This window comes from Agrobacterium sp. CMT1 (assembly GCF_037203725.1).
GTDB lineage: Bacteria > Pseudomonadota > Alphaproteobacteria > Rhizobiales > Rhizobiaceae > Agrobacterium > Agrobacterium pusense.
Map to the genome: position 1 here is coordinate 91,138 of NZ_JBBCAR010000011.1, position 24,637 is coordinate 115,774.

The window sequence follows — 24,637 nt, forward strand, 5'->3', positions numbered from 1 at the left end:
TGCGGGTCATCGGGCCCGCTTATGGTTAGGCAGCCTTGCTGACCGGAACGGGCAGCGGTGAGAAAGGAATGTCCGGATAGCCGAAGGCCGCCGGGCCAACGACCTCAAGCGCGCGGGCGCTGCGCAGCAGGTCGTGACAGGGAATGGCGATGACGGCCACGCGCTGGCCGTAGCGCAGCACTTCGGTGGTGATCGGATAACCGGTGTCGACATCGAGCAGGACGATCAGATCGGGAACCGTCACTTCCACCTTGCCGTCACGGGAAAACAGCAGGAATTCGTTCTGGATGGCGACGCCCGCCGTCTGGCCGGCGCAATCGTCGAAGCCGGAGAGCGTAAGATCGCCGACGGCGAAACCGCCGCGAAGATGGCGCTTCAGATCGGTGATCTTGCCGTTGAAGATGCGCCGCCCGCCTTCGAGCGCGCAGACTGCAGCAATAGGGTCTTCCTGCTGCTTGCGGGCACGGATCACCGCCTCACCGATGGCAATGGCCTTGGTGTAGGTTTTCGGAATGCCATACTGGTGCACGTAGTGCGCCTGCATCGGCGCGGTCGCCAGCATCGCGCCGCCGCCCTGCGAGACGACGCAGGCGCGCGCCATGCGCTCGTGCCAGACCTCGGAAACGGCATGGCTGAAGATGACGGCATTACCGTGCAGATCGCACATCACCGAGGGCGTGGAACTATGGCCATAGATGGAGAAGGTGGTCATCTGCATTTCCGGGAATGCCCGGCCCATGCCGTCGCAATCGAGGATCGGCAGGCCGCCCAGCGCCGCCGTCACCAGCGGGTTCATGGAATTGGAACCGCCGATTTCCTCGCAGACGATGGCGTCAACTGGCGTGCGGATCAGCTCTTCCATCGCCCGCAGGCAACGCAGGCCTTCACGGCCTTCGCGAATGCGCTCGACGCCGACGACGGGCGCGCCGATACCGCCGATGGACATGCAGAGCGCGTCCGGCTCGATGGCGTCGGTTGCGAGAATCTTCATCTCGTAGCCGGCCTTCATGGCCTCCAGCGCCAGAAGCTTCCCGAGATACGGATTGCCGCCGCCGCCCGTGCCGAGAATGCCTGCGCCGATTTCCAGTGCGTCGAGATCTTCACGCGTCAGCGTCCGCAATGCCGCCTCGTCATATTTCAGCTTGCGTGTCTCAGCCATGATTGGCTCCCATTTCTCCAACAACTTTCACATGAATGCGGGTGGCGTTGCCGGGCAGGTAAGCCAGCGGCATATCCTCGCGCTCGATTACTTCGAGCGTCGCGGCAATCGCGCCGGCGGCAACCGCCTTTTCGCGGGCCTCCGCTTCTGCCTCGGCCAGTGCGCTCTCGCGCGTGCGTCCATCGACGAGTGAGAAGACCCGGTCGGTCTCACCGCTGATCTGCGCAATGGCCGCGCCAACGGCATTGGCCACCGCGAAATTCTCAGGCCGGATAACCTCAAGATCACCGATGCGATCCGGCATCAGGATGGAACCGCCGCCAACGGCGATAACCGGCACTGGTGACGATGAGATGCGGCTGCGCTCCACGCAGGCTTCAAGCATGTCGTTGATCTTGTTGACGGCCGCATCCACGAGCTTTTTGTCGAGGCTGGAAACCAGCTTTTTCTCGCCAACATCCGCCTTGCCGGAGGCAACCGCGATATCGGTCGCTGTCAGGGTCGAGCCACCGAAGCAGAGCGCCTCGCGGCGGACGCGGTAACCGACGGATTTCGGCCCGACGGTCAGGCCGTGATCGCCATTGACCACAAGCGAACCGCCGCCGAGACCGATGGAAAAGACGTCGGGCATGCGGAAATTGGTGCGGACGCCGCCAATATCCACCGTGGTCGAGGCCTGACGCGGGAAACCGTGGGACAGCGAGCCGACGTCCGACGTGGTGCCGCCGACATCCACGACCACGGCATCCTTGAGACCGGTGAGGAAGGCCGCACCGCGCATGGAGTTCGTCGGACCGGAAGCGAAGGTAAGCACGGGGAAACCGCGCACTACATCAGCCGCCATCAGCGTACCGTCGTTCTGGGTGATATAGAACGGGCAGGTGATGCCCGCAGCCTTCAGCGCTTCGCCGAAAGCCGCAACCGTGCGGTCGGCAAGCGACAGCAGGCTGGCATTCATGATTGCCGCACTTTCGCGTGCAAGCAGGCCATGGCGGCCGATATCCTTGGACATCACCACCGGCAGGCCGGGGCAGCGCTCCTGCAGGATTTCCTTCGCCCGAAGTTCCATCGCATCATTGATGCCGCTGAAAACGCAGGTGACGGCAGCGGCCTTCAGGCCCTTGGCGCGAATATCCGCACCGATACGGACGATTTCGTCCTCATCGAGCGGTGAGATTTCACGACCGTCGAATTCGTAACCGCCACGCACCTGATAACCGTGGTTGCCGACGATTTCCTTGAGATCATCCGGCCAGTCGACCATGGGCGGCAGGCCGGCACCGGACGGCAGGCCGAGCCGGATGGCTGCAACCTCGTCCATATGCCGGCGCTCGATCACCGCATTGGTGAAATGTGTGGTGCCGATCATCACGGCACCGATGCGCGCCCTGTCTATGCCCGATGCCTCGATGACCTTTTCAAGGGCTTCGATGACGCCTGACGTCACATCCTCTGTCGTGGAGGCCTTCACCCCCGCCAGAACGGTCTTATCCTGCAACACAACGGCATCGGTATTCGTGCCGCCGACGTCAATTCCAACGCGATACACGTCAGGCTCCTCTTTCATCAATCGGTCGTTCTGACGAGGAAGCGCATGCGCTCTTCCTCGGTCACCGTGGGTTTGAGACGTTCTTCGTCGTCGGTGACGACGGGGATGGCCGCGATCAGGGCGCGGGTATAGGGATGGGCCGGTTCGGCAAAGACCGCCGACGTCACGCCCTCTTCGACAATCTCGCCCCGCAGCATGATGGCGATGCGCGAACAGAAATTGCGCATCAGCGACAGGTCGTGCGAGATCATCAGATAGGTCAGGCCAAGCTCCTCACGCAGCTGCAGCAGAAGGTCGATAACCGTCTTCTGCACGGAGACATCGAGTGCGGCCGTTGGCTCATCGAGGATGAGAATTTTCGGCTCGGCCGCCAACGCCCGGGCAATCGCCACACGCTGCTTCTGGCCGCCGGACAGCTCATGCGGATATTTGCCGAGATAGGATTGCGGCAGCCGCACCAGCCCCATCAGTTCCTGCATGCGGTTTTCCCGCGCCTGCCTATCCATGCCGATGGATTTCAGCGGCAGGGCAAGCGTCTGTTTCACCGTGCGCTTCGGATTAAGCGAGGTGCCCGGGTTTTGATAGACGATCTGCGTCAATCGCTTGCCGCGCGCAGGCGCGGGAGCGTCAATGACAAGATTGCCGGAGGTCGGGCGCGAAAGGCCCATGATCATACGGGCGACGGAAGTTTTGCCGGAGCCGGATTCACCGGCCAGGCCGAATACCTCGCCTTCCTTCAGCGTCAGATTCACATCCCGCACGGCGTGATAACCGTTGCGCCGACCATAAATCTTGTTCAGCCCTTCGATGGTGACGATGGGCGAACGCGTGCTCTGCGCCAGATCGGTGACGCGCGGGCCATAAAGCGGAGGCACGGCATCGAGAAGCGAGCGCGTATAATCCTTGGCAGGGCTATGGAGGATTTGCGTGCAGGGTCCGGTCTCGACGATATCGCCGTGATGCATGACCACGACCCGATCCGCCACCTTGCGTACGACGCCGAGATTGTGGGTGATCATCAAGAGCGCCATGTTTTCTTCGGCGACCAGCTGGTTGATGAGATTGAGGATTTCATCCTGCGTCGTCACATCAAGTGCCGTGCCCGGCTCGTCCGCGATCAGGAGCTTCGGCTGATGCAGCAGGGCAAGCCCGATCAACACGCGCTGGCGCATGCCGCCCGAAAGTTCGGACGGATAGGCGTTCATCACCCGCTCGGTGTCGGCAAGCTGCACCCGGCGCAGAACGGCAGCTATGCGGTTGCGACGCTCGGCCTTGGACGAGTTGATTCCATCGCGCTTGTCGGCGAAGCGCATGACATCATCGAGATGTGTGCCGATCTTGAAGACCGGATTGAAGGAGGAGAGTGGGTCCTGCATGATCAGTGAAAAGGCGGTCCCCTTCAGGGCCTCACGCTCCCTGCGTGGCATGGACAGCACATCCCGGCCATCGATGAAGATGGCACCTGATGTGATCGCGGCGTTTTTTGGCAAAGTGCCGATGATAGCCTTGGCCGTGACGGATTTGCCCGACCCGGTTTCGCCGATCAACGCCACGCGTTCGCCGGCGGCAACCGTGAAGGCGACATCGCGCAGCACCTGCCGGGTGCGGCCGTAATTGGTGAAGGTGACGTTGAGGTTTTCGACCTTGAGAAGCGGTTCAGTCATGGCCTTAGCTTTCCACGTCGAACATGTCGCGCAGGCCGTCGCCCAGCAGATTGAAACCCAGCGTCACGTAAAGCACGGCCGCGCCGGGGCAGAGCACTTCCCACCAGAAATCCGGCATGAACTGGCGCCCGTCGGCGACCATCGATCCAAGGTCAGGCGTCGGCGGCTTGACGCCGAAACCCAGGAAGCTCAGCGTCGCGCCGAACAGAATGACGAAGGCGGCATCGAGCGTCGTCTTGACCGAAATGACCGAAACGCAGTTGGGCAGTATTTCGCGGAAGAGGATGTGTAACGGGCCTGCACCGGCAAGACGTGCCGCCTCGATGTAATCTTCCGAAGCGATGGACTTCGATACCGAATAGATCAGCCGCGCATGCCAGGTCCACCACAGCAGCGTGATCGCGATCATGGCGTTCATCAGTGTCGGTTCCAGCAGGTTGGAGACCGCGAGCGCCATGACTAGCGGCGGCATGGCCAGCATCACATTCGTCAGGCCGCTGATGAGTTTTTCGGTCCAGCCGCCGAAATAACCGGCGATCAGGCCAAGCACAGTTCCGACCGGAACGGAAATGCCGAGCACGCCGATGACGAGAAGCAGCGAGACGCGGAGCCCGAAGATGGTGCGGGAAAAGATATCGCGACCGGCCTTGTCGGTGCCGAACCAGTGTTCCAGATCCGGCGGCATATGGCGGGCGCGGAAATCGACAACCGCGCCGATATGTTTCGGATAGGGCGTAAGCCAGGGTGCGAAGACCGCCAGTACCAGCACCGACAGAAGGATCAACGAGCCGATGACCGCCGCCGGATTGCGGCTGAAGCGATACCACATCATGTAACCGGCGCTTAAGCCCCGATCAGTGGGTTCGAGCATTTTCATATCGGCCATCAGCGAGCCTCCTTGCGGCGCAGACGCGGGTCGATGATCGAGATCAGGACATCCACGATCAGGTTCGCAACGATGAAGAACAGACCGGCCACCAGCACCACGGCGGTCACGGCGTTGAGGTCTTTCTGCAGGATGGCGTTGAGCCCGTAGGAAGCAAAACCACCCCAGGCGAAGACCATCTCGATCACGAAGGCATTGCCGATCAGCGACGCGAATTCGAGACCCATGATCGTCAGCGGCGCGATGGAAGAGAGCTTCAGCAGGTAACGGAAGATGATGACCCGCTCCGGCACGCCGAAGCTTTGCAGGGTCTGCACATGGTCCTTGCGCTGGTTCTCGATCATAGAGGAGCGCGTGATGCGGGTGATCTGGCCGATGCCGGCCATGGAAAGCGCAAAGGCCGGAAGCGCGAGATGCTTCAACGCATCGAGCACGACGTCGAAACGTCCGGCCAGCATGCCGTCGACAAGGATGAAACCGGTGGGGCCGCCCTGCCAGCCAAGCGAATGATCGAGCCTGCCGATGATCGGCCAGCCGGAGAGAAAGCGCGCTGCCAGCAATTGCAGCGTGATGGCGAAGAGAAAGCTTGGGATCGTGACCCCGGTAAGCGACAGGATGCGACCGATATGATCCAGCGGCCGGTCGCGATAATGCGCCGTGATGACGCCGAGCGGGATGGCGACGAGGAACATGAAGATGACCGCGACCAGCACCAGCTCGACGGTCGCGGGAACAGTCTGCGCCAGATCGGTTGTAACGGGGCGCTGCGAAACCAGCGAGAAGCCCAGATCACCATGCAATGCATTGCCGATATAATCGAGATATTGAACGGCGAGCGGCTTGTCGAGGCCCATCTGCCCGCGCAACGCATCCACCTGGTCTTGCGTTGCAGCCGGCCCCAGCGCCATGCGGGCGGGATCTCCCGGCACCACGCGGGCCAGCACGAAAATCATGATGGACAGGGCGATCATGACCAGCACGAAGGTGCCGAGCCTGTTCAAAATCGCGACCAGCGGATGTTGCTGCATCGGTGGAACGTTCCTTGTGCATCGGTTGCCTGAGCACAAGTTTTCACCACATGGCCATTCGAACAATCGCTGAAAGGTATAGTTTTTTAAAGAATGAGTATAGGTTTTTTGAAACCGATATCCTATCCCTTTCCCATGATGCTTCTGCCCCGGCCCCACCTCTGCAATCGCATTGCCAGCGAAACCGCGGGCGTGGTGTTTCTGCGCGCACCGGCGGGTGCGGGAAAAAGCGTATTGCTGGAGACGCTGGCAAAGGAGCTCGGAGCTCAGATATGCCGCACGCACCAGCCGCAAAGCGATAACGCGGTCAATGGCAACCTGCTGTGGGACATTCCAGTTTTTGCAAGGGCGGTACGCATGCCAGCCCCCATTCTGGAGTCGGTGCGTTTCGTCGTCATCGCCTGCCGGCCGGACCAGAGGATCAGCGGCATGGCGCGTCACATCCTGCATCACGGCTCGCTCACCATAGGACCGGAAGAACTCGCTTTGCGGCCAGATGAGGTGGACGACCTTCCATCCGGGCAACGACGGCTGGCACTCGAGGATTACGCGGGATGGCCGGCCTTTCTTTCGCTGGCGCGCCTGCCGGATGACACGTTATGCGCCGACTATCTGCGCGAAAGCTATCTGCCCCATCTCACGCCCGCCCAGACCGTCGAACTTTCCTTTTGGCTCGAAAACCCTTCCGCCGCCCCAGATGCTGACTGGGCCATGCTTCTGCCGCCCTTTTTGACGGGAAAACCTGACAATCACCACACACTGATACGGCTCCTAACGGTCGCGGCAAGAGAACGCCTCGCCACCTTGCAGGCCGGCAGCGCCGTGGTGGAGGTCGCCTCCTCCTTCGAAAAGGCAGGGCATTCGCTCGCAGCCATGGCGATGCTGCTCGATCGCGGTTACGAGACCCATGCCGCGCAAATCCTCGAACGCGCCCATGGGCGGGAACTGATCTACCGGAGCAGCGTCGACAGGTTTCGCGAAATCATCATGCGGTTTTCGCAGGATATGATCACCTCCAATGAAACCGTCCTTTTCGCGGTTACCCGCGCCTTGCTGAAACAGGGCGAATTGCAGCGCGTGCGCCATCTGCTCGGGAAAAGCCTCGGCTCGGATTACCTTGACCCGCTGAAGGTGCTAGCCCGCGGCTCGCGGTTTTCCTTCGCCGCCCGCACCTTCCGGCTGAACCTGATGATCGCCGAGGACCTGACGCCCAATGACGCGGTGATAACGCGGCTTGGCGAGTTCATGGCGGATTACCCCATGGACGATCACGGGAAATGGGCGGCCTATTACAATGCGCTGCTTGAGTTCGAAATCCGCCGTCGCAATTTCCGCGAGGCAGAGGCGGCCGCCGCCCGCGCGCTTATCTATCTGCGCAAGATGGGCGGACAGCCTCTGCTCGAATTCTTCATCCATCTGCACCAGATAGTGCTGCGGCTGATGAGCGGCGATGTGCTTCTGGCGCGCCGGGCGGCGCAGGAAGCGCGCGCACGGCTGGAACAGGTGCCGCATGATGCCATGCAGGAGTTCCGGATGCTGCGACTGGCGGAAGCCTGCCTTGCCTATGAGGCCGGAAAACCGCGCGACCTGCTGCATTTCGTCGAACATGATTTTGATCATTTCGCCGCCGCCGAAATCTGGCCGAGTCTGATGCAGTTTGCACTGCATTACGCCTCGCAGGTGCTGATCGACCATTTTCCGATGACCGTTCGTCCGGGTTTTCTGGACGGACTCTGGATTCATCTGTCGGAGGGGTTGCAGTTTCATGCGATGATGGAGATCAGAACGGCCATCGCCTATCAGAACGCCAACCGTTGGGCAGATGCCGCAGCGACGCTTTCAGCAGTTCGCATGCCCATGGGCCGTAACTGGGTGGAGAGCGCCCACGAAGACCTCTCCCGCCTGACACGTCGTGATGAAATCGCCTATGTCATGGCCTGGCTGCGCGACGCGGTGCATCTGTTCACACCCCGCGCCTATCTCTCCCGGCAGATCGATGCGATGATCGCCAATCCAAAGGTCACCAATCGCGAGAAGGTCGCATTGAGAATCTGGCAGAGCTATGCCGCGCACCAGCGCCGTGACAACGCCGCCGCCCGCGCGCATATACTCACCGCGCTTGAATCGGCGACCCGCCTTGGCTGCAACGGTGTGCTGTCGGAAGAGCGCGTCTTCCTTTCGCCGCTTCTCAACAATCGCCGCATCCGCAGTTTCATCGAAACCTCATCCGATGTCCGCACCGCGCTGTCTATTTTCGCCGCCTCGGTGAACTCACCGCAGGCCCGGGCGCTGCATGGCGGCCTTTCTCAACGGGAAGCACAGATGCTGCAGCTATTGGCCAGCGGCATGTCGAACAAGAAGATTGCTCAGACGCTCAACATCTCGGAAGTGACAGTGAAGTTTCACCTTGGCAACCTGTTCCGCAAGCTGGATTGCAAACGCCGCGCGGAGGCGATCCGCGCGGCGAAAGCACTGGGCTGGTTATGAGGCTCAGCGGTTATTCTTCTTGCGCCATTCGGCAAAGGCCGTCTGGTGCTCTTCCTTGGTGCAGGGGTAAAGGCCGATGATCGTCTGGCCGGCCTTGACCTGCTCTACCACGAAATCCTCATAGGCTGTCATTTCAACCGCTTCCGTCGCCACTTCATCGGCAATGCCGGCGGGGATGACGATGACGCAATCGGCGTCACCCACGATGATGTCGCCGGGAAACACCGGTGCATCGCCGCAGCCGATGGGGCCGTTGATCTCGATGGCCTCGTGTTTGGTCAGATTGGTGGGGCTCGAAGGGCGGGTGTGGTAGGCCGGAATGTCCAGTTCGGCAATGGTGGCCGCATCCCGGAAACCGCCATCGGAAACGATGCCCGCACCACCGCGAACCATCAGACGCGTCACCAGAATATCGCCGGCCGAGGCGGCAGAGGCGTCCTTGCGGCTGTCCATGACAAGCACGTGGCCCGGCGGGCAGGTTTCGATGGCAACACGCTGCGGATGGGCGGGATTGCGGAATTCTACGAGCTGGTTGCGATCCTCGCGGGCCGGCATGTAGCGCAGGGTAAAGGCCGGGCCCACCATGTTCTTGCCCTTGTAGCCCAGCGGGCGAACGCCCTGAATGACCTGGTTTCGCAGGCCGCGCTTGTAAAGCGCTGTCGCCAGCGTGGCGACGGAAATCGTCATCAGTTTTTCGCGCGTTTCATTGTTCATGTCTGTTTCCTCGCAATGGCCGGATGGATGTGTTTCAAGTCCTGTGAATGGGCTCGTCGATGAAGACGCCACCCTGATATTTTGCGATCGCAGCCTCGGGGCCGGGGCGCGGGACGTCGCGCTCGATTTCGGCCCGGTAACGCGCGGCATTGTCGCGCCGCTGCCAGCCGAGAAAATCGACATGGGAATTGTCCCACCAGCTGTCGTCATTGGCCGAAACGCCCCAGATAACCGGGCATCCGAGTTTTGGCACGCGGAAGGTCGCCTCTATGAGAGAGACGAAGTCACCGTAGCTGAGCCAGGTCGACAACATGCGCCAGTTCGTGGGTTTCTCGTCACAGGAGCCGATACGCACGATAGCCGTCTCCTGTCCGAATTTGGAATGGTAGAGGCTTGCCATGGCCTCGCCGAAAATCTTCGAAACCCCATAGAGGCCATCAGGCAAAAAAGGCGTCTCAGGGCTAAGTTGCTGCCCCTGCGGGTAATAGCCGATCGTGTGGTTGCTGGACGCGAACAGGATGCGAGGTTTGCCGTGCGCCCTCGCCGCCTCGTAGAGATTGTAGACACCACGCAGATTGGCAGCCTCGATGGGATCAAACGCCCTTTCTACGGAAACTCCGCCGAGATGGACGATGCCGTCGCAATCCTTGACCAGATCGTAAACTGCCTGCTCGTCCTCCAGCGCGCAGTGGACGAGCTCTTCAGGGGACGCTGGCGAACCGAGATCAACCACGTCAGAAAGACGGATGGTTTCTGCAACATGGCCAAGCCGCCCGCGCAACATGCTGCCCAGCTTGCCGCCGGCACCGGTGATGAGCAATCGCTTCAACATGATGGGGCCTCTTAGAAAATATCGGGCTCGCCGGCGGAACGGCCGAAATCTGTCTGCAGGAAGTCGAAGTCGCAACCCTGGTCGGCCTGCGTCACGTGCTTGGAGAAGAGATAGCCGTACCCACGTTCATAACGCGGCGCAGGCGCTTGCCATGCCGACCGGCGCTGAGCGATTTCCTCTTCGCTGACCAGCATGTCGAGACGACGCTGCGGCAGGTCGAGGCGGACGATATCGCCCGTTTTCAGGAGCGCCAAGGGACCGCCAACGAAGCTTTCCGGTGCGACATGCAGTACGCAGGCACCGTAGGACGTGCCGGACATGCGGGCGTCTGAGATGCGCAGCATATCGCGGTGCCCTTTTTTGATCAGCGCCTTTGGAATGGGCAGCATGCCCCATTCCGGAAAACCGGGACCGCCGAGCGGACCGGCATTGCGCAGCACCAGCACATGATCGGGCGTCACATCGAGATTTTCATCGTCGATGGCGGCTTTCATTTCCGGGTAGCTGTCAAACACCAGCGCCGGACCCTGATGTATATGGAGTTTAGGGTCGCAGGCGGCGGGCTTTATGACGGCGCCGTCAGGGCAGAGATTGCCGCGCAGCACCGCAAGCGAGCCTTCCGCATAGACGGGATTGTCCAGCGAGCGGATGACGTCGTCGTTGTAGACCTTTGCACCCTCGAGGTTTTCGCCCATGCTGCGGCCGGTCACGGTCAGCACGGAACAGTCGAGACGACTTTCCAGCTGCTTCATCAGCGCTCTCAGACCACCGGCGTAAAAGAAGTCCTGCATCAGATAGTTCTTGCCGGAAGGGCGGACATTGGCGATGAGCGGTGTAACGCGGCCAAGTTCGTCCAGCTCATCCAGCGTCATCGGCACGCCGGCGCGGCGCGCCATGGCGATGAGGTGGACGACGGCATTGGTGGAACAACCCGTCGCCATGGCGACGATGGCGGCATTGCGGAACGCTGCCGCCGTCAGAATAAGGTTAGGGGTCAGATCTTCCGACACCATCTCGACAATGCGGCGACCACAGGCCGCGGACATGCGCTGATGTTCGGAATCGACTGCCGGAATGGAGGAGGCACCCGGCAGGGTGATGCCGAGCGCGTCGGCAATGGCCGTCATGGTCGAGGCCGTGCCCATCGTCATGCACACACCGGCAGAACGGGCAATGCCGCCCTGCACGCCACGCCATTCCTCGTCCGTAACATTGCCTGCGCGGCGCTCATCCCAATATTTCCAGGCGTCCGAACCCGAGCCCAGCACCTTGCCGGCATAATTTCCGCTCAGCATCGGGCCGGCGGGCAGATAGATCATCGGCACACCGGCCGAGATCGCACCCATGACGAGGCCCGGCGTCGTCTTGTCGCAACCGCCCATCAGCACCACACCATCCAGCGGATGCGAGCGAATCATTTCTTCCGTCTCCATCGCCAGCATGTTGCGGTAAAGCATCGATGTCGGCTTGGTGAAGCTCTCATCCACGGAAAGCGACGGCATTTCGACGGGGAAGCCGCCAGCCTGCAACACGCCGCGTTTCACATCCTGCACGCGCTCTGGAAAGTGCGAATGACAGGTGTTGAGCTCCGACCAGGTGTTGAGGATGCCGATGACGGGTTTGCCGATAAAATCCTCCTCCGCATAGCCCAGCTGCATCATGCGCGAGCGGTGGCCGAAGCTGCGCAGGTCGTCGGGAGCGAACCAGCGGTCGGAGCGGAGTTTTTTATCGGTCATGTCATTGGTCCTACGTTGCGGGTGGTGCCTAAGGCTGTCAGTCCTGCCGGAGCGTCAGCCCGCTCGTCGTGTCGAAAAGGTGGACGTGTTGAAGTGGCGCCGACAGGCGGATGACTTCGCCCGCCGATGTCGAGGTCTGGCCGGAAAGATGCAGCGTTACAGAAGTGCCGTCACCGAGATTGCCGTATAGATAGGACTCGCCGCCCAGCTGTTCCGCCGTGCGCACCGACATGGTCAACGCGCCGCCCTCGCCCGGCTCCACATGGTTCGGGCGGATGCCGAGCGTCACCTTCTGGCCGGGCTTATAGGCAAAGCCGGTCTGTGGCAGTGGAATCAACTCGCCCGTCGCGATCTTGAGCGCGGGCGTTGCGTCCGAGGTCACTTCGCCTGCGAAAAAGTTCATTTTCGGCGAGCCGATAAAGCCTGCCACGAAGAGATTGGCCGGGCGGTTGTAGAGGTCGAGCGGCACGCCAAATTGTTCGAGTTTACCAGCCCGCAAAACGGCGATCTTGTCGGCCATGGTCATCGCTTCCACCTGATCATGCGTGACGTAGATCATGGTGTTGCCGAGACGCCGGTGCAGACTGGAAATTTCGCCGCGCATATCGACGCGCAGTTCCGCATCGAGGTTGGAAAGCGGTTCGTCGAAGAGGAACACGCGAGGTTCCCGCACCACGGCGCGGCCGATGGCGACGCGCTGGCGCTGCCCACCCGACAAATCCTTGGGACGACGCTCGAGAAGCTGATCGATCTGCAGCATCTTGGCGACCTGCGCGATCTTCTCGGCGATCTCCTTCTTCGGCGTGCCGATGTTCTCAAGACCGAAAGAAAGGTTTTCGCGGACCGTCATATGCGGGTAGAGGGCGTAGGACTGGAACACCATTGCAAGGCCGCGATCCGCAGCCGGCACCGTATTGACCACATCACCGCCGATGACGATGTCGCCGTCGCTCAACTCTTCAAGGCCAGAGATCATGCGCAGCAGGGTGGACTTGCCACAGCCGGAAGGGCCGACGAATACGCAGAATTCGCCGTGCTTGATATCGAGATCAACGCCTTTGATCACATCGAGGGCGCCATATGTTTTTTTGACCTGACGAAGCTCTATACTTGCCATTGTCGTATTTCCTCCCTGAGGATTATTTGCCGCCCGTGGACGCAATGCCGGTGGCGATATATTTTTGCAGGAACATGAAGACCAGCGCGATCGGGGCGAGTGTCAGCACCGTCATGGCCAGAAGATTGCTCCATTCCGTCGTCATCTCGCCCTGGAAGGAGTTAAGTGCCAGCTGCAGGGTGAAGTTGTCGTTGCGGGTCAGCACGATCAGCGGCCAGAGGAAGTCGTTCCAGCGCCACATGATCGCAAGGATCGCGAGAACCGCGAGCGCGGGTGCCGAGAGCGGCAGGATGATGCGCCAGTAGATTTTCCACTCGCTGGCCTTGTCCATGCGCGCCGCATCGAGGATCTCGTCCGGTATCGTCAGCATGTATTGCCGCAGCAGGAAGACGCCCGTGGGTGTTGCCGCACCGGGAATGATGACGCCCCACAGACTGTTGATCAAACCGAGCTGGCTGGTGATGAGAAACAACGGCACAAGCACGACGGTCTGCGGGATCATAAGCGTACCGACCACCAGCGCCAGCACGGCGCCCCTGCCTTTGAACTGATATTTCGAGAGCGCGAAGGCCGCCATGGAATTGACGATCAGCATGATGATGGTCGAGGTGACCGTGATGAAGGTCGAGTTCCAGAAATAGAGCGGGAAATTGAAGCGCTGGAAAAGCTCGGTGTAGTTTTCCGTCGCGAGCGCCACCTTTTCAGCCGGCTTCAGCTCGTTGAACTGCATCTTCAGCACTTCCGCCGGCTTGGCGGGATCAACCACCTGCGCCACGAGGCCGATACGCCTGATCATGCCGAGCTTGCGGCCATCCTTGTCGACATAGGCCGGCAGCGGATTTGGCTGCCCGTCCACCACCATGGTTTCCTGGCTATAGGGCAGCAGCCGTGGCGGAAAGCGCTGGAGATCGGCTTCCGTCTTGAACGACGAGAGCACCAGCCAAACGACAGGACCGAACATCATCAGCACGGCCACGCCGAGATAGGCGTAGGACAGCCAATCGGTCCAATGCAGCTTGCCGTTACGGCCGCGGGTACGGGTCAGAAATGCGCCAATCCTAGCCATCGACCTTGCTCCTGTTTGCCCGGAATTGCAGGGCGGTCAGCACCACGAGCACCACGGCGAGCAGCAGCGAAGCGGCGGCCGCAAGTCCGAAATTCCGGGGCGTCCCGGCAAAGCCGGTCTGATAGATGAATTGAATAATGAAGGTCGTCGCCGAACCCGGGCCACCGCCGGTAAAGGCAAAGACTTCATCGAAAGTTTGCACGCCCTTGATGACCGACAGAACGAGAACGACGAGCATGGTGGGTGCAAGCAAGGGCAGGGTAATGCGCCGGAAGATGCGCCACGGGCTTGCCTTGTCCAGCTGCGCCGCCTCATAGACATCGCGCGGGATCGCCTGAAGGCCAGCGAGGAGAATGAGCGTATAGAAACCCATATGCGCCCAGACCGACAGGAAGACCGACCAGCCGAAGGCGAGATTGGCCTCAAGCAGCCAGTCCACCGAACCGAGGCCCAAGCCTTCCATCGCCGCATTGAGAACGCCGAAACGCTGGAGAATCCACTTCCAGATCAAGGCCACGACGACAGGCGACAGCAGAACCGGGAAGAAGAATACCGCACGGAAAAAGCCGCGCGCCCTGATATCGCGGTTCAGCACGATGGCCGTGATCAGCGAAAAGCCGACCACGAAACCCACCTGCAGCACGACGAAGAACAGCGTGTTCCAGACGGAGCGCCAGAACAGGTCGCGCGCACAGGAATTGGGATCAAGGTAGTTCTGACAGGAAAGAAGGACCGAAAAGTTTTCGCCGCCCACCGAAGGGCGCTCGGAAAGCAATATGTGTTCGCTGCCGGTCACGGAGTAGGCCATGTTCAGCAGGATCGGCAGGAAGGCGAAGACCGCAAACAGGATCAGGTTGGGTGTCAGAAACACCCACGCAATCCGCCTGTGGCCAAGAACCTTCTGCAGAAAGGAAAAGGGCAATTCAACGATGCCCATGACGGGCGCAAGAAATTTATACATGAGGGTCCTCCTTCGATCCGGCGCGGCGCGGCATGCGCCGCGCCGGAAGGCGATGGATCACTTCGCCTGTTTCAACGCTTCCTCAAGGTCCGTCTTCGCACGGGCCATGGCCTCATCAACGGTGCTTTCACCGACGATAGCCTGCGTGATGCGCTGGACTGAGATGTTGAACATGGCGCGGTTGTTCTTGTAGCCCTGGTAGGCGTAGGCAATCGGGCTGAGACCGGGGATCTGGTCGAGCCAGGCATTCATGGCCTTCTGCGTCGCAGGCGTCGCACCGGTATAGGTCACGCCCTTGTCAGCCACCGACTTGTTCGCCGGAACGTTGCGGGTGCGCACCGTAAAGTCGAGATAGTTTTCGTCCTGAGCAAGGAAGTTCAGGATGTCGGCAACGATCTTCGGGTTTTTGGTCTGCTTGAAACCGACGATGCCGGTGCCGCCGGGCATGCCGGTGCAGGCTGCGCCACCGCAGGGCTGCGGCACGACTTCCCAGTCAAAGGCATCGCCCACCTGGCTGTCGAAGCGCGCTGTCTGCCAGCTGCCGGAATAATAATAGACCAGCTGGCCGTTGATGAATTCCTGCGCGGCGTCGCGGTAGGTATTGCCGCCCTGTCCGGCCCAGACGTCACGCGCCATGGTGCCGTCCTTGTTCCACTCCACGAACTTCTTCACGAACGTGGTGAAGCCTTCATCGACGAGGATCGGCTTCCCGTCAGCGTCGAAAATCTTCGCGCCGTAAGAAATGGCCGGGCCGGCGATGCGGTGGCCGGAACGGTCGATCGCCATCGGGTAAGGCGTGCCGGTTGCCTTGGCTACGGCATTGGCGGCCTTTGCCCAGTCATCCAGCGTTGCATCCTTGCCGGGAACGGCGACGTTTGCCTGATCGAACAGGGTGCGATTGATGAAGGCGCCGGTGATGGTGAGCTGCGTGTGCATGCCGTAGATGCCCTTGTCGTCAGGGCCGCTGCGGTACCATTTCAGCACGTTGGAGAAATTGTCCTCCCAATACTTCGCGTCCACATAGGGCGTCAGATCGAGATAATAGCGGTTGAGACCGCCAAGATCGGTCACGGTTGCGAAGTCAGGACCGCTGCCGCCGGCGAGCTGCACGGGCAGACCTTCCAGCAGCGCCTTGTAGGGCACGACATCGGTGACGATCTTCACATCGGGATGCTGCTTTTCGTAACGTGCGAGAATATCCTTCAGGATTTCGCAGCCGTTACCGTCATAAGCGCAGGTGAAGCGCACTTCCTGGGCCGCCTGCGCGGCACCGGCAAAGGACGCCGCGCCAATGGCGAGCGCCAATGCCATGCTGTATTTTCTGGTCATCTGGTTTCCTCCCGTTAGATGATTATGCTTTTGCGGATGCGCTCGGAGCCCAGCCCTTGATCCACTCACCTTCGGCGGCGTCGGACAGACGAACCGGCTTTCCTTCCCGGACGGACCGGTAGATGGCTGTCACGAGTTCGATTGACTGCAAGCCGTCATGAACCGTCACTTCCTTGCCGCCGCGTCCTTCCATCGCGTCGGCAATGGCTTCGACAAAACCGGCAAAGCCGTTTTCGCCATCCGCTACGGTCGCCAGAACGGCGTCGATCTGATCCTGTGTCGTCGGGGCGCGGGCGATAAAACGCCAGGTGTCTTCCGCCGGACGATACGGCAAGGTGCCGCTCTCCGCCGTGAAGCCCTCGAAGCAGAAACGAAGGCGCGAGGTGTCTTCGGCCGCGCCGAGCGTGACCGAGCTAGTCGCGAGCGCACCGCTTTTCATGCGGAAGCTGAGTGCTGCGCAATCTTCGGTTTCGATTTTGTTGACCCGCGTATCGGCCATGGCGAAAACTTCCTCGACCGGACCGAGGACGTGGCAGAGAAGATCATGGGCATGAATGGCATGACCGAGGATTGCACCGCCGCATTCACCCTTCCAGGTGCCGCGCCAGGGAATGTCGTAATAGCTCGCGCCACGGTTCCAATGGACTTCCGAGCTCGCGACGAAGGCCTTGCCGGCAAGACCGGCATCGATGAGCGCGCGCATCTGCCGCATCGCCTGTCCGAAGCGGTACTGGAAGACGGGAAACACGCCGCGACCGGTCTTCTTGACGGAGTCGATCAGCGCATTGGCTTCTTCCAGAGAGCGAACCAACGGCTTTTCGCAGACGACGTCCTTGCCCGCCGCATGCGCCTTCAGCGTCACCGGAAAATGCAGGTGCGGCGGCAGGCAGACGTCGATCAGCTGGATGCTCTCATCGGCCAGAACCTCATCGAGATCGGTGGTCAGACGAATGGAGGTATCATCGCCGGCGACGGAGTGGGCGCGCTCCAGATCGAGATCGCAGATCGCCTTGACGACGAAGCGCTTTGGCAGCGCCCGATAACCGGTCAGATGTTGGGCGCCGATGCCGGCGCCGATGATGGCAACACCAATCATTTCGAGGCTCCCTCAGCCTTGGCCTGCGCCTGAAGCGAGAGGTCGCAGACCTTGAAGACGTGTTCCTGCGTCATTGCCGTTTCGGTGCGGTTGCGGATATCGTCGCAGATACGGGCGAAATAGGGCAGGCCAGCACCGGAAGCATCAATATACTCGCAGCGGTCGCCATTCACGAGAACGAGGCGATCAGTGCCTTCGGTGTTGCCGACGTCAACATATTTACGCAGCTCGATGTAACCCTCGGTGCCAAGGATGGTCAGACGGCCGTCACCCCACGTCGGCAACGCATCCGGTGTGTACCAGTCGACGCGGATATAGCCGTGACCCTTGTCGCCGCGCAGCACGACCTCGCCGAAATCCTGAAGACCCGGATCGTGCGGGTTGGCGTAATTGGCAACGGTGGCGGACACGATCTCAACCTCGGTCGAGCCGGTGAAGAACATGAACTGGTCGATCTGGTGGCTGGCAATGTCGGTGATGATACCACCGTAGGCTTCGCGCTCGAAGAACCACTTCGGGCGAATCTGGCGGTTCAGGCGGTGCGGGCCGAGGCCGACAGTCTGGATGACGCGGCCGATGGCGCCCTGGGCAACGAGTTCAGCAGCCTTGGTCACGCTTGGCACTTCGAAGCGCTCGGAGAAATCCACGGTCCAGATGCGCTTGGTCTTTGCCACCGTCTGGCGCAGGCGGTCGAGCTGTTCGAATGTGGTGCAACCGGGCTTGTCGGACATGACATCCTTGCCGGCTTCCATGGCGGCAATCGCGAGATCGGCGCGCTTGGAGGGAATATCGGCGATCACGACGAGATCGACGGTGCCGTCAGCCAGCAGCGCCTCTTTCGATGCTGCGCGCGGCACATCCGGGAAGCGCTTGACGAAGCCTTCCACGACATCGGGCTCGCCTTCCGTCCACCAGCCGGCAAATTCGGCGCCAACATCCAGCAGGTTCTGGGCCATGCCGAAAATGTGCCGGTGCTCAATCCCGAGAGCGACGAACTTGATTGCTTTACTCATCCTGCAGTTCCACTTCCTTGCCGGTGTCGGCCGAGTTGATGATCGCGTCGATCAATCTGTGAGACAAAAGAGCCGCTTCACCGGTGACGACCGGCGCGCGTCCTGAAGAGATGGCGTCTGCGAAATCATCGAAGACGCCCTGATGCCATTCATGCGTGAAAGCCATGGGGTCGGCGCCGCCGCCCGTGCCAGCGGCCGCGCCGCCAAAAGTCTCCTGCCGGCCATCGCGCCAGTCGAGATGCAACAGACCCGAAGCGAGCCGCAGGCTGGCATTGTCGAAGTGCAGCAGGATCGATTCCGCAGCGCCGGGGAAACTTGCGGTGCTTGCCACCAGCGAGCCAACGGCACCGTTCTTGAAGCGCAGTCCGGCAGAAACATAATCTTCGGTTTCCATGCGATGGAACCGCGTCGTCGCAGCCATGGCCTGAACACGGGCCACTGGCCCCGTCAGGCTCAATGCCAGATCGATCGTATGAATTGCCTGGGAGATCAGAACGCCGCCGCCATCGCGCGCCAGCGTGCCGCGACCCGGTTCGTCGTAATAGGATTGCGCCCGCCACCAGGGCACGGAGATTTCGCAGAGGCCTAGTGCGCCGAGCGTGCCGCCATCAACGAGCTCACGGGCTTTTTGCGATGCAGCCCGCATGCGGTGCTGGAAGATGATGCCGAGAGTAACACCTGCCTCGCGACAAAGGGCAACAAGACCGTCTGCTTCCTGCGTATTGCGAGCGACGGGCTTCTCCATCAGGATGTGCTTGCCGGCTTTCGCCAGTTTCCCGACGATATCAATACGGGCATTTGGCGGTGTTGCGATGATGGCGAAATCGACATCCGTATCGCGCGCCGCCTCCTCGACTGAGGAATAAACCGCAACTTCATATCCGGTGTTTTTCGAGGCTTCGGCGGCCAGCGCCTTGGCGCGGCCGGAGCCACCATCGACTATGCCTTTCAGGTGAATTTTTTCAGGGCTTGCCGCGCAGGCAAGCACATGCGTCTTCGCTACCATTCCGGCACCAACGATGACGCAGGTCTTGATATTTTGCATTTCGGGAGCCTCCTTCCCAATGCGCAATCATTTGCATACCGGTATGCCGGTTGTCAACAGACTTGTGTTCCGGTATACCGGTTATGAGAACGCTGGAGGGTATATGCCGAAGATTCCCGTGACAGGCGGCACCGTGCCGACAATGGAGCGACTGGACCTTAACCGTCCGGTCGTGGACCAGATTTATTCCGCGCTGAAATCCGCCATCCTTTCGCGGGAGCTTTTTCCCGGTCAGGCAGTCTCGGAAAACGAAATCGGACAGTCGTTCAATTCCAGCCGAACCCCGGTGCGGGAGGCGCTGAGCCGTCTGCGCGACGATGGTTTGATCGTGACGCTGCCAAGCCGCGGCACCTATGTTTCGAGATTATCGGAAAAGAACATCCGCAGCGCGCAATTCATCCGCGAGGCACTTGAGGTGGCGGCAGTGTGCAGGCTGTGCCAGATCGGCCTGACAGCGGAAGCGGAACAGGAGATCGAACACGCCCTGAACGGCCAGCGGGCAGCAATGCGCAATGGAGACAGAAAGGCTTTCCGAGTTCATGACGACCAATTCCACAGCGCGCTTGCCGCCGCGACGGGGCTTGAAAGACTGGAATCCCTGCTGATCCGCGAGAAGGCGGGGCTGGATCGACTGCGGGCACTCGCCATAACCGACGAAGCGCATATGGCACGCCTGCTTTCCGAACATGAGGCGGTATATGACGCAATCAGGGCAGGAGACGAAGCCCGCGCGACCGATAATTTGCGCAAACATCTGAGACGTGTCCTCGGCATTCTTTCGCAAGTCTTCGAGAACCACCAGGACTATTTCGAGTAATTCTGCGGCATCTTTTTCAACGGTTCGAACATCATGAATACGGCAAATCCCGGACAAGCGCTTGCCATGTCGCAAACGAAACTTCTGTGCGACACGATGAGTACATTGGCGGAATCCCCTGTCTGGGACGAGCGGCGACAGGTGCTTTTCTGGTGCGATATTCTCGGAAAGACCGTGCGGTGCGCAGGTCTTGAGCCCGGCGTCTATCAAGAATGGCCGTTCCCCAGGACAGTTTCAAGTCTCGGCCTTTGCCAGAACGGCGAACTCATCGTCACTTGTGGCATGGACATCGTCATCCTCGATCCGGACAGCGGCAAAACGCGTCTCCTCCATTCCATTCCGGCACCCGAAGGCATCCCGTGCCGGCTGAATGACGGACGGATCGGCCCCGACCGCGCTTTCTGGGTGGGAACAATGCACAATGTGCCGCTTTCGGACATGGAGCCCCATGGCGAGCTTTGGCGGATCACGGAAAAAAGCGCCAAGCGCATGCAGACCGGGCTGACATGCCCGAACGGCCTCGCTTTTTCTTCCGACGGCTCGATTATGTGGCAAAGCGATTCCGTCCAGAAATGGATACGCCGGCGAAAATTCGACCGCCTGAACGGCACCTTCGATGAGGGCGTACAGGTGGCCCGGATGACCGAAGAAACAGGAAGACCCGATGGCGGCTGTCTCGATAGCAGCGGCAACTATTACAGCGCGGGCGTTTCCGCTGGCGTGTTGAACATTTTCTCGCCCGATGGCAAGCTGACGAACGTGATCGCGGCTCCTGTCCCTCACCCCACGATGCCCTGCTTCGGAGGGCCTGATTTCAGCATCCTTTTCCTGACATCACACCGCCACAACATGTCCGAAGACCGGCTTGAGAAAGCGCCATTTTCGGGCGGCGTCTGGGCTATCCCGACGCAAACGAGAGGGTTCGCCGGCTTCCGTTTTGGCGACGGTGGATAACGCCCTCAGGTCGGGTTCGAATTCCTAGTCCTCCCGGAAGGCGCGGCTGATCTGGTCCGTCAGCGGTTTGGCGATGTAGGACAGCGCCGTTCTTTCGCTGGTCTGGATAAAGGCCTCGGCGGGCATGCCCGGCACCAGCGGCGCATTGTTCAGCTTCTTCCGCTCGGTAACCGGGACGGAAATCCGTGCCAGATAATAGGAGAGCCCAGTGCGCTGATCTGTCGTGATATCCGCCGCAATGCGGCTGACATGACCTTCCAGCTCCGGCGTGACGCGCTGGTTGAAGGCGGTCATGCGCAGCATGGCCTTTTGCCCCACCTGAAGCTGGTCGATATCTTTCGGCAGGATCTGCGCCTCGAGCGCAAGGTCATCTCCGTCAGGTACGATCAGCATGATCGGATCTGCCGGCGTTACGACGCCCCCCACCGTATGCACAGCCATTTCATGCACCGTGCCCGATTGCGGCGCGACGATATCAATGCGTTTCAATTGATCTTCGGCGGCAACCTTGCGCTCGACGAATTCGCCCATCTGGGCCTGTATTTCGCGCAGTTCCCTCCCGACCTCGGTCCGCAATTCCTGATCGATCTGAAGGATCTGCAGCTTGGTTTCGGTGATGCGCCCCGCAGTCTGTGCCTGATAGGCGATTTTTTCGCCGCGCTCCCCGCCGAATGTCGCGGCCTGAGTCTGCAGGCTGTTCAGCCGCTGCACGGAGACGACGCCCTGTTCGCGCAGCGATTTCTGCGAGGCAATTTCAGCCTGCAACACCGCAAGCCCGTTATCATAGGCCACTTCCTGCGCCTTCAGACCTTCGATCTCATGTTCGAACTGGGTGATGCGCTCGGACAGCTGCGCTTTCCTGCCCTCTCGATAGGACTTGCGGAATTCGAACAGCTTCGTCTCACTGCGCATGGCAGAAGCGACATTCGGGTCATCCATGCGCGCGATCAGAGTCCGCGGAAAGGCGAGTTCAGGCAAATCGTCCCGCTCGGCTTCCAGTCGGGCCATCCGTGCAGTCAGTTCGTCCAGGCGCTTGGTCACGATGGCGAGATTGGCACGGGTCTGCGTCGCATCGAGACGCATGACCACATCGCCGGCCTTCACCCTCTCGCCCTCATTCACAAGAATTTCACCGACGACACCGCCGCTCGGATGCTGGACCTTTTTCGTGTACGAATCCACAACCAGATGACCGGAGGCGACGACTGCACCGGCAAGACGGGTCGTCGCGGCCCAGCCCCCGACACCGGCCAGAAGCGCAATGCTTGCGGCGAGTCCCGCAAAGAGATGCTTGCGGATGGAGCGGGAAACGCTGCTGCGCTGATCAATCTTTGACATCCGTCTCTCCCTTCCGGCTGTTCTCTTCACGGCCGTCTTCCAGCCCGGCGGGCCGGGCCTGGGTATTGGCCACGACGCGCAGCGGTGAGACCGTTTGCGCGGATGCGGTGAAACCTTTGCCGCCCTGCCCCTGCGGAACACGCAGCACCTTGGACAGCACCTCGTCGCGCGGGCCAAAGGCCTTCATCCTTCCCTCTTCCATCATCAGGATGAAATCCACCGCACCGATGGCACTTGGCCGATGGGCGACGACAACGGCAATACCACCGCGCGCCTTGACGGAGGCAATCGACCGGACCACTGCCGCCTCGCCTTCCGCGTCAAGATTGGCGTTGGGTTCATCCAGCACCACGATAAAGGGATTGCCATAAAGAGCGCGGGCCAGACCGATGCGCTGGCGCTGCCCGGCCGAGAGAGCTGAACCCGCCTCGCCTATATCGCTGTCATACCCCTTTTCGAAACGCAGGATCAGCTCGTGCGCGCCGGCAGCCCTAGCTGCAGCGATGATGGCTTCGGGATCTGGGTTGTCCGCGAAACGGGCGATATTCTCCCCGATGGTGCCTTCAAAAAGTTCCACGCCCTGCGGCAGATAACCGATGTGGCGGCCAAGCGCTTCCCGGTCCCACTGATCGAAGCTTGCGCCATCGAGCCGCACCTTGCCGGCGGCAGGCATCCACGCGCCGGTGAGAATGCGCGATAGCGTCGATTTGCCCGAACCTGACGGACCGATGATGCCGAGCGCGTTTCCCGCTGTCACGACGAAACCGAGCCCAGCAACGATGGGCTTTTTTCCGCCCGGCGGAACGATGGTGACATTCTCGACCCGTAATTCCTTCTCTGGCTTCGGCAGGGCCATGGCAGCGGCATCGGCCGGCATTTGCGAAAAAAGCTCTCTCAGCCGTGCCCAGCTCTGCCGGGCGGCCGCGAAGGACCTCCAGTTGGAAATGGCGAGATCGACAGGCGCCAGTGCCCGGCCCATCATGATCGAACTGGCGATCATCACGCCGCCGGAGGCTTCCTGCTCGATGACGAGCCAAGCGCCGACAGCAAGAATTGCCGATTGTAGAACGGCCCGAAGCGATTTTGCGATATTGCCGAGGCCGCCTGCCACATCGCCCGCCCTGCGATTGGCGGCGAGATAGGCCTCGTTGGAATTTTGCCAGCGTTTACCGAGCCGGCCGCCAAGCCCCATGGCCTGCACCACCTCTGCGTTGCGGCGGGAGGCCTCCAGCTGCCGGTTGCGGACCATGTTTTCCACCATGGTGTCGCGGATTGGTTTTTGAGAAAAGATATTGGTGAAAATTGTGAGCGAGACCAGCAGCACAGCGCCGGCGAGCGCCGTTACACCGATCCAGAAATGGAACAGGAAACATATGCCGAGATAAAGCGGCATCCACGGCAGGTCGAAAAAGGCAGTCGGACCCGTGCCGGATAAAAAGCCGCGTACATTGTCGAGATCACGCAGCGGCTGAAGGCCGTCACCCGGCATGCGGTTGACGAGCGGCAGGCGCACCACGGCATCATGCACTCTGCGGGAGTAGCGCAGGTCGAAGTCTTCGCCGATACGGATCAGGACACGGGCACGGATAATATCGAGCAGGCACTGGAAACCATAAAGCCCGAGAGCAAGAAGAGCGAGCCCGACCAGGGTCGGCAGACTGCCGCTTGTCAGTACCCGGTCATAGATCTGCAACATGAAAAGCGGCGACGTCAGCGCCAATATGTTGACGACACCGCTGACCAGCGTGAGGCCGAAAAACGTAGTCTTGAGGGGCGAAACGACCGCCGCAGTGAGGGACTGCGGCGGTGTCTGCTGCTGGTTTTGAAAGCCCACAGCCGGTTTTTC

20 protein-coding genes are annotated in these 24,637 nt (G+C 60.7%); 3 read left to right on the plus strand and 17 right to left on the minus strand.

Annotated features, from left to right (window positions below; all coding sequences use genetic code 11):
• Window positions 1-25 precede the first annotated feature (25 nt).
• Genes WA845_RS14435 through WA845_RS14455 form a run of 5 tightly spaced genes read right to left on the minus strand, consistent with a single transcriptional unit; the run spans window position 26 to window position 6,286 of the window.
• Complete coding sequence (locus tag WA845_RS14435) at window positions 26-1,159, minus strand: DUF917 domain-containing protein (protein WP_004438394.1); 1,134 nt, start codon at window positions 1,157-1,159, stop codon at window positions 26-28.
• On the minus strand, window positions 1,152-2,708 hold the full coding sequence (locus WA845_RS14440) for a hydantoinase/oxoprolinase N-terminal domain-containing protein (RefSeq protein ID WP_072493680.1): 1,557 nt from the start codon (window positions 2,706-2,708) through the stop codon (window positions 1,152-1,154). Before WA845_RS14440 ends, WA845_RS14435 begins: the two co-directional genes overlap by 8 nt.
• Before the next feature lie 17 nt (window positions 2,709-2,725).
• Window positions 2,726-4,372 carry a nickel ABC transporter ATP-binding protein NikE gene (nikE, locus tag WA845_RS14445; protein ID WP_174151613.1) on the minus strand — a complete coding sequence of 549 codons (1,647 nt, stop codon included), beginning with the start codon at window positions 4,370-4,372 and terminating at the stop codon, window positions 2,726-2,728.
• Window positions 4,373-4,376: 4 nt separating this feature from the next.
• On the minus strand, window positions 4,377-5,258 hold the full coding sequence (locus tag WA845_RS14450) for an ABC transporter permease (RefSeq protein ID WP_020813268.1): 882 nt from the start codon (window positions 5,256-5,258) through the stop codon (window positions 4,377-4,379).
• Window positions 5,258-6,286, minus strand: coding sequence for an ABC transporter permease (locus tag WA845_RS14455; RefSeq protein ID WP_337322432.1), 1,029 nt, complete (start codon window positions 6,284-6,286; stop codon window positions 5,258-5,260). The genes WA845_RS14450 and WA845_RS14455 overlap by 1 nt, the downstream gene beginning before the upstream one ends.
• A 135-nt stretch (window positions 6,287-6,421) precedes the next feature.
• Between WA845_RS14455 and WA845_RS14460 the strand changes: the two genes are divergently transcribed.
• On the plus strand, window positions 6,422-8,773 hold the full coding sequence (locus WA845_RS14460) for a helix-turn-helix transcriptional regulator (RefSeq protein WP_337322438.1): 2,352 nt from the start codon (window positions 6,422-6,424) through the stop codon (window positions 8,771-8,773).
• A 3-nt stretch (window positions 8,774-8,776) separates the two neighbouring features.
• Here the strand turns inward: WA845_RS14460 and WA845_RS14465 are convergent, their stop codons facing one another.
• Genes WA845_RS14465 through WA845_RS14510 form a run of 10 tightly spaced genes read right to left on the minus strand, consistent with a single transcriptional unit; the run spans window position 8,777 to window position 19,682 of the window.
• Window positions 8,777-9,487: a ribonuclease activity regulator RraA gene (locus WA845_RS14465; RefSeq protein ID WP_003506768.1), complete on the minus strand. Its 711-nt coding sequence runs from the start codon at window positions 9,485-9,487 to the stop codon at window positions 8,777-8,779.
• Window positions 9,488-9,521: 34 nt separating this feature from the next.
• Complete coding sequence (locus WA845_RS14470) at window positions 9,522-10,319, minus strand: NAD-dependent epimerase/dehydratase family protein (RefSeq protein WP_035208513.1); 798 nt, start codon at window positions 10,317-10,319, stop codon at window positions 9,522-9,524.
• An 11-nt stretch (window positions 10,320-10,330) separates the two neighbouring features.
• The gene (gene araD / locus WA845_RS14475; RefSeq protein ID WP_174151615.1) at window positions 10,331-12,055 is read right to left on the minus strand and encodes an L-arabinonate dehydratase; all 1,725 of its coding nucleotides are present in this window, start codon (window positions 12,053-12,055) and stop codon (window positions 10,331-10,333) included.
• A 37-nt stretch (window positions 12,056-12,092) separates the two neighbouring features.
• Window positions 12,093-13,172, minus strand: coding sequence for an ABC transporter ATP-binding protein (locus tag WA845_RS14480; protein WP_174151616.1), 1,080 nt, complete (start codon window positions 13,170-13,172; stop codon window positions 12,093-12,095).
• Between the two features lie 22 nt (window positions 13,173-13,194).
• Complete coding sequence (locus tag WA845_RS14485; RefSeq protein ID WP_035208507.1) at window positions 13,195-14,238, minus strand: carbohydrate ABC transporter permease; 1,044 nt, start codon at window positions 14,236-14,238, stop codon at window positions 13,195-13,197.
• Window positions 14,231-15,199, minus strand: a complete 969-nt coding sequence (locus tag WA845_RS14490) for a carbohydrate ABC transporter permease (RefSeq protein WP_337322433.1) — start codon at window positions 15,197-15,199, stop codon at window positions 14,231-14,233. The genes WA845_RS14485 and WA845_RS14490 overlap by 8 nt, the downstream gene beginning before the upstream one ends.
• A gap of 57 nt (window positions 15,200-15,256) precedes the next feature.
• Entirely contained in the window at window positions 15,257-16,528 is a 1,272-nt protein-coding gene (locus WA845_RS14495) for an ABC transporter substrate-binding protein (RefSeq protein WP_004438356.1), read from the minus strand.
• A 22-nt stretch (window positions 16,529-16,550) separates the two neighbouring features.
• Window positions 16,551-17,624 carry a Gfo/Idh/MocA family protein gene (locus WA845_RS14500; RefSeq protein WP_072493613.1) on the minus strand — a complete coding sequence of 358 codons (1,074 nt, stop codon included), beginning with the start codon at window positions 17,622-17,624 and terminating at the stop codon, window positions 16,551-16,553.
• A complete protein-coding gene (locus tag WA845_RS14505) occupies window positions 17,621-18,637 on the minus strand; it encodes a Gfo/Idh/MocA family protein (protein WP_337322434.1) in 1,017 nt (338 codons plus the stop codon). Before WA845_RS14505 ends, WA845_RS14500 begins: the two co-directional genes overlap by 4 nt.
• On the minus strand, window positions 18,630-19,682 hold the full coding sequence (locus tag WA845_RS14510; protein WP_174151617.1) for a Gfo/Idh/MocA family protein: 1,053 nt from the start codon (window positions 19,680-19,682) through the stop codon (window positions 18,630-18,632). The genes WA845_RS14505 and WA845_RS14510 overlap by 8 nt, the downstream gene beginning before the upstream one ends.
• A gap of 103 nt (window positions 19,683-19,785) precedes the next feature.
• Here WA845_RS14510 and WA845_RS14515 point away from each other — a divergent pair, with 103 nt between their 5' ends.
• Window positions 19,786-20,499, plus strand: coding sequence for a GntR family transcriptional regulator (locus WA845_RS14515; RefSeq protein WP_034498325.1), 714 nt, complete (start codon window positions 19,786-19,788; stop codon window positions 20,497-20,499).
• A gap of 33 nt (window positions 20,500-20,532) precedes the next feature.
• Entirely contained in the window at window positions 20,533-21,453 is a 921-nt protein-coding gene (locus tag WA845_RS14520) for an SMP-30/gluconolactonase/LRE family protein (protein ID WP_174151618.1), read from the plus strand.
• 24 nt (window positions 21,454-21,477) lie between these two features.
• Here the strand turns inward: WA845_RS14520 and WA845_RS14525 are convergent, their stop codons facing one another.
• The gene (locus WA845_RS14525; protein WP_174151619.1) at window positions 21,478-22,791 is read right to left on the minus strand and encodes an HlyD family type I secretion periplasmic adaptor subunit; all 1,314 of its coding nucleotides are present in this window, start codon (window positions 22,789-22,791) and stop codon (window positions 21,478-21,480) included.
• Entirely contained in the window at window positions 22,778-24,625 is a 1,848-nt protein-coding gene (locus WA845_RS14530; RefSeq protein WP_174151620.1) for a type I secretion system permease/ATPase, read from the minus strand. Before WA845_RS14530 ends, WA845_RS14525 begins: the two co-directional genes overlap by 14 nt.
• Between the last annotated feature and the right edge of the window lie 12 nt (window positions 24,626-24,637).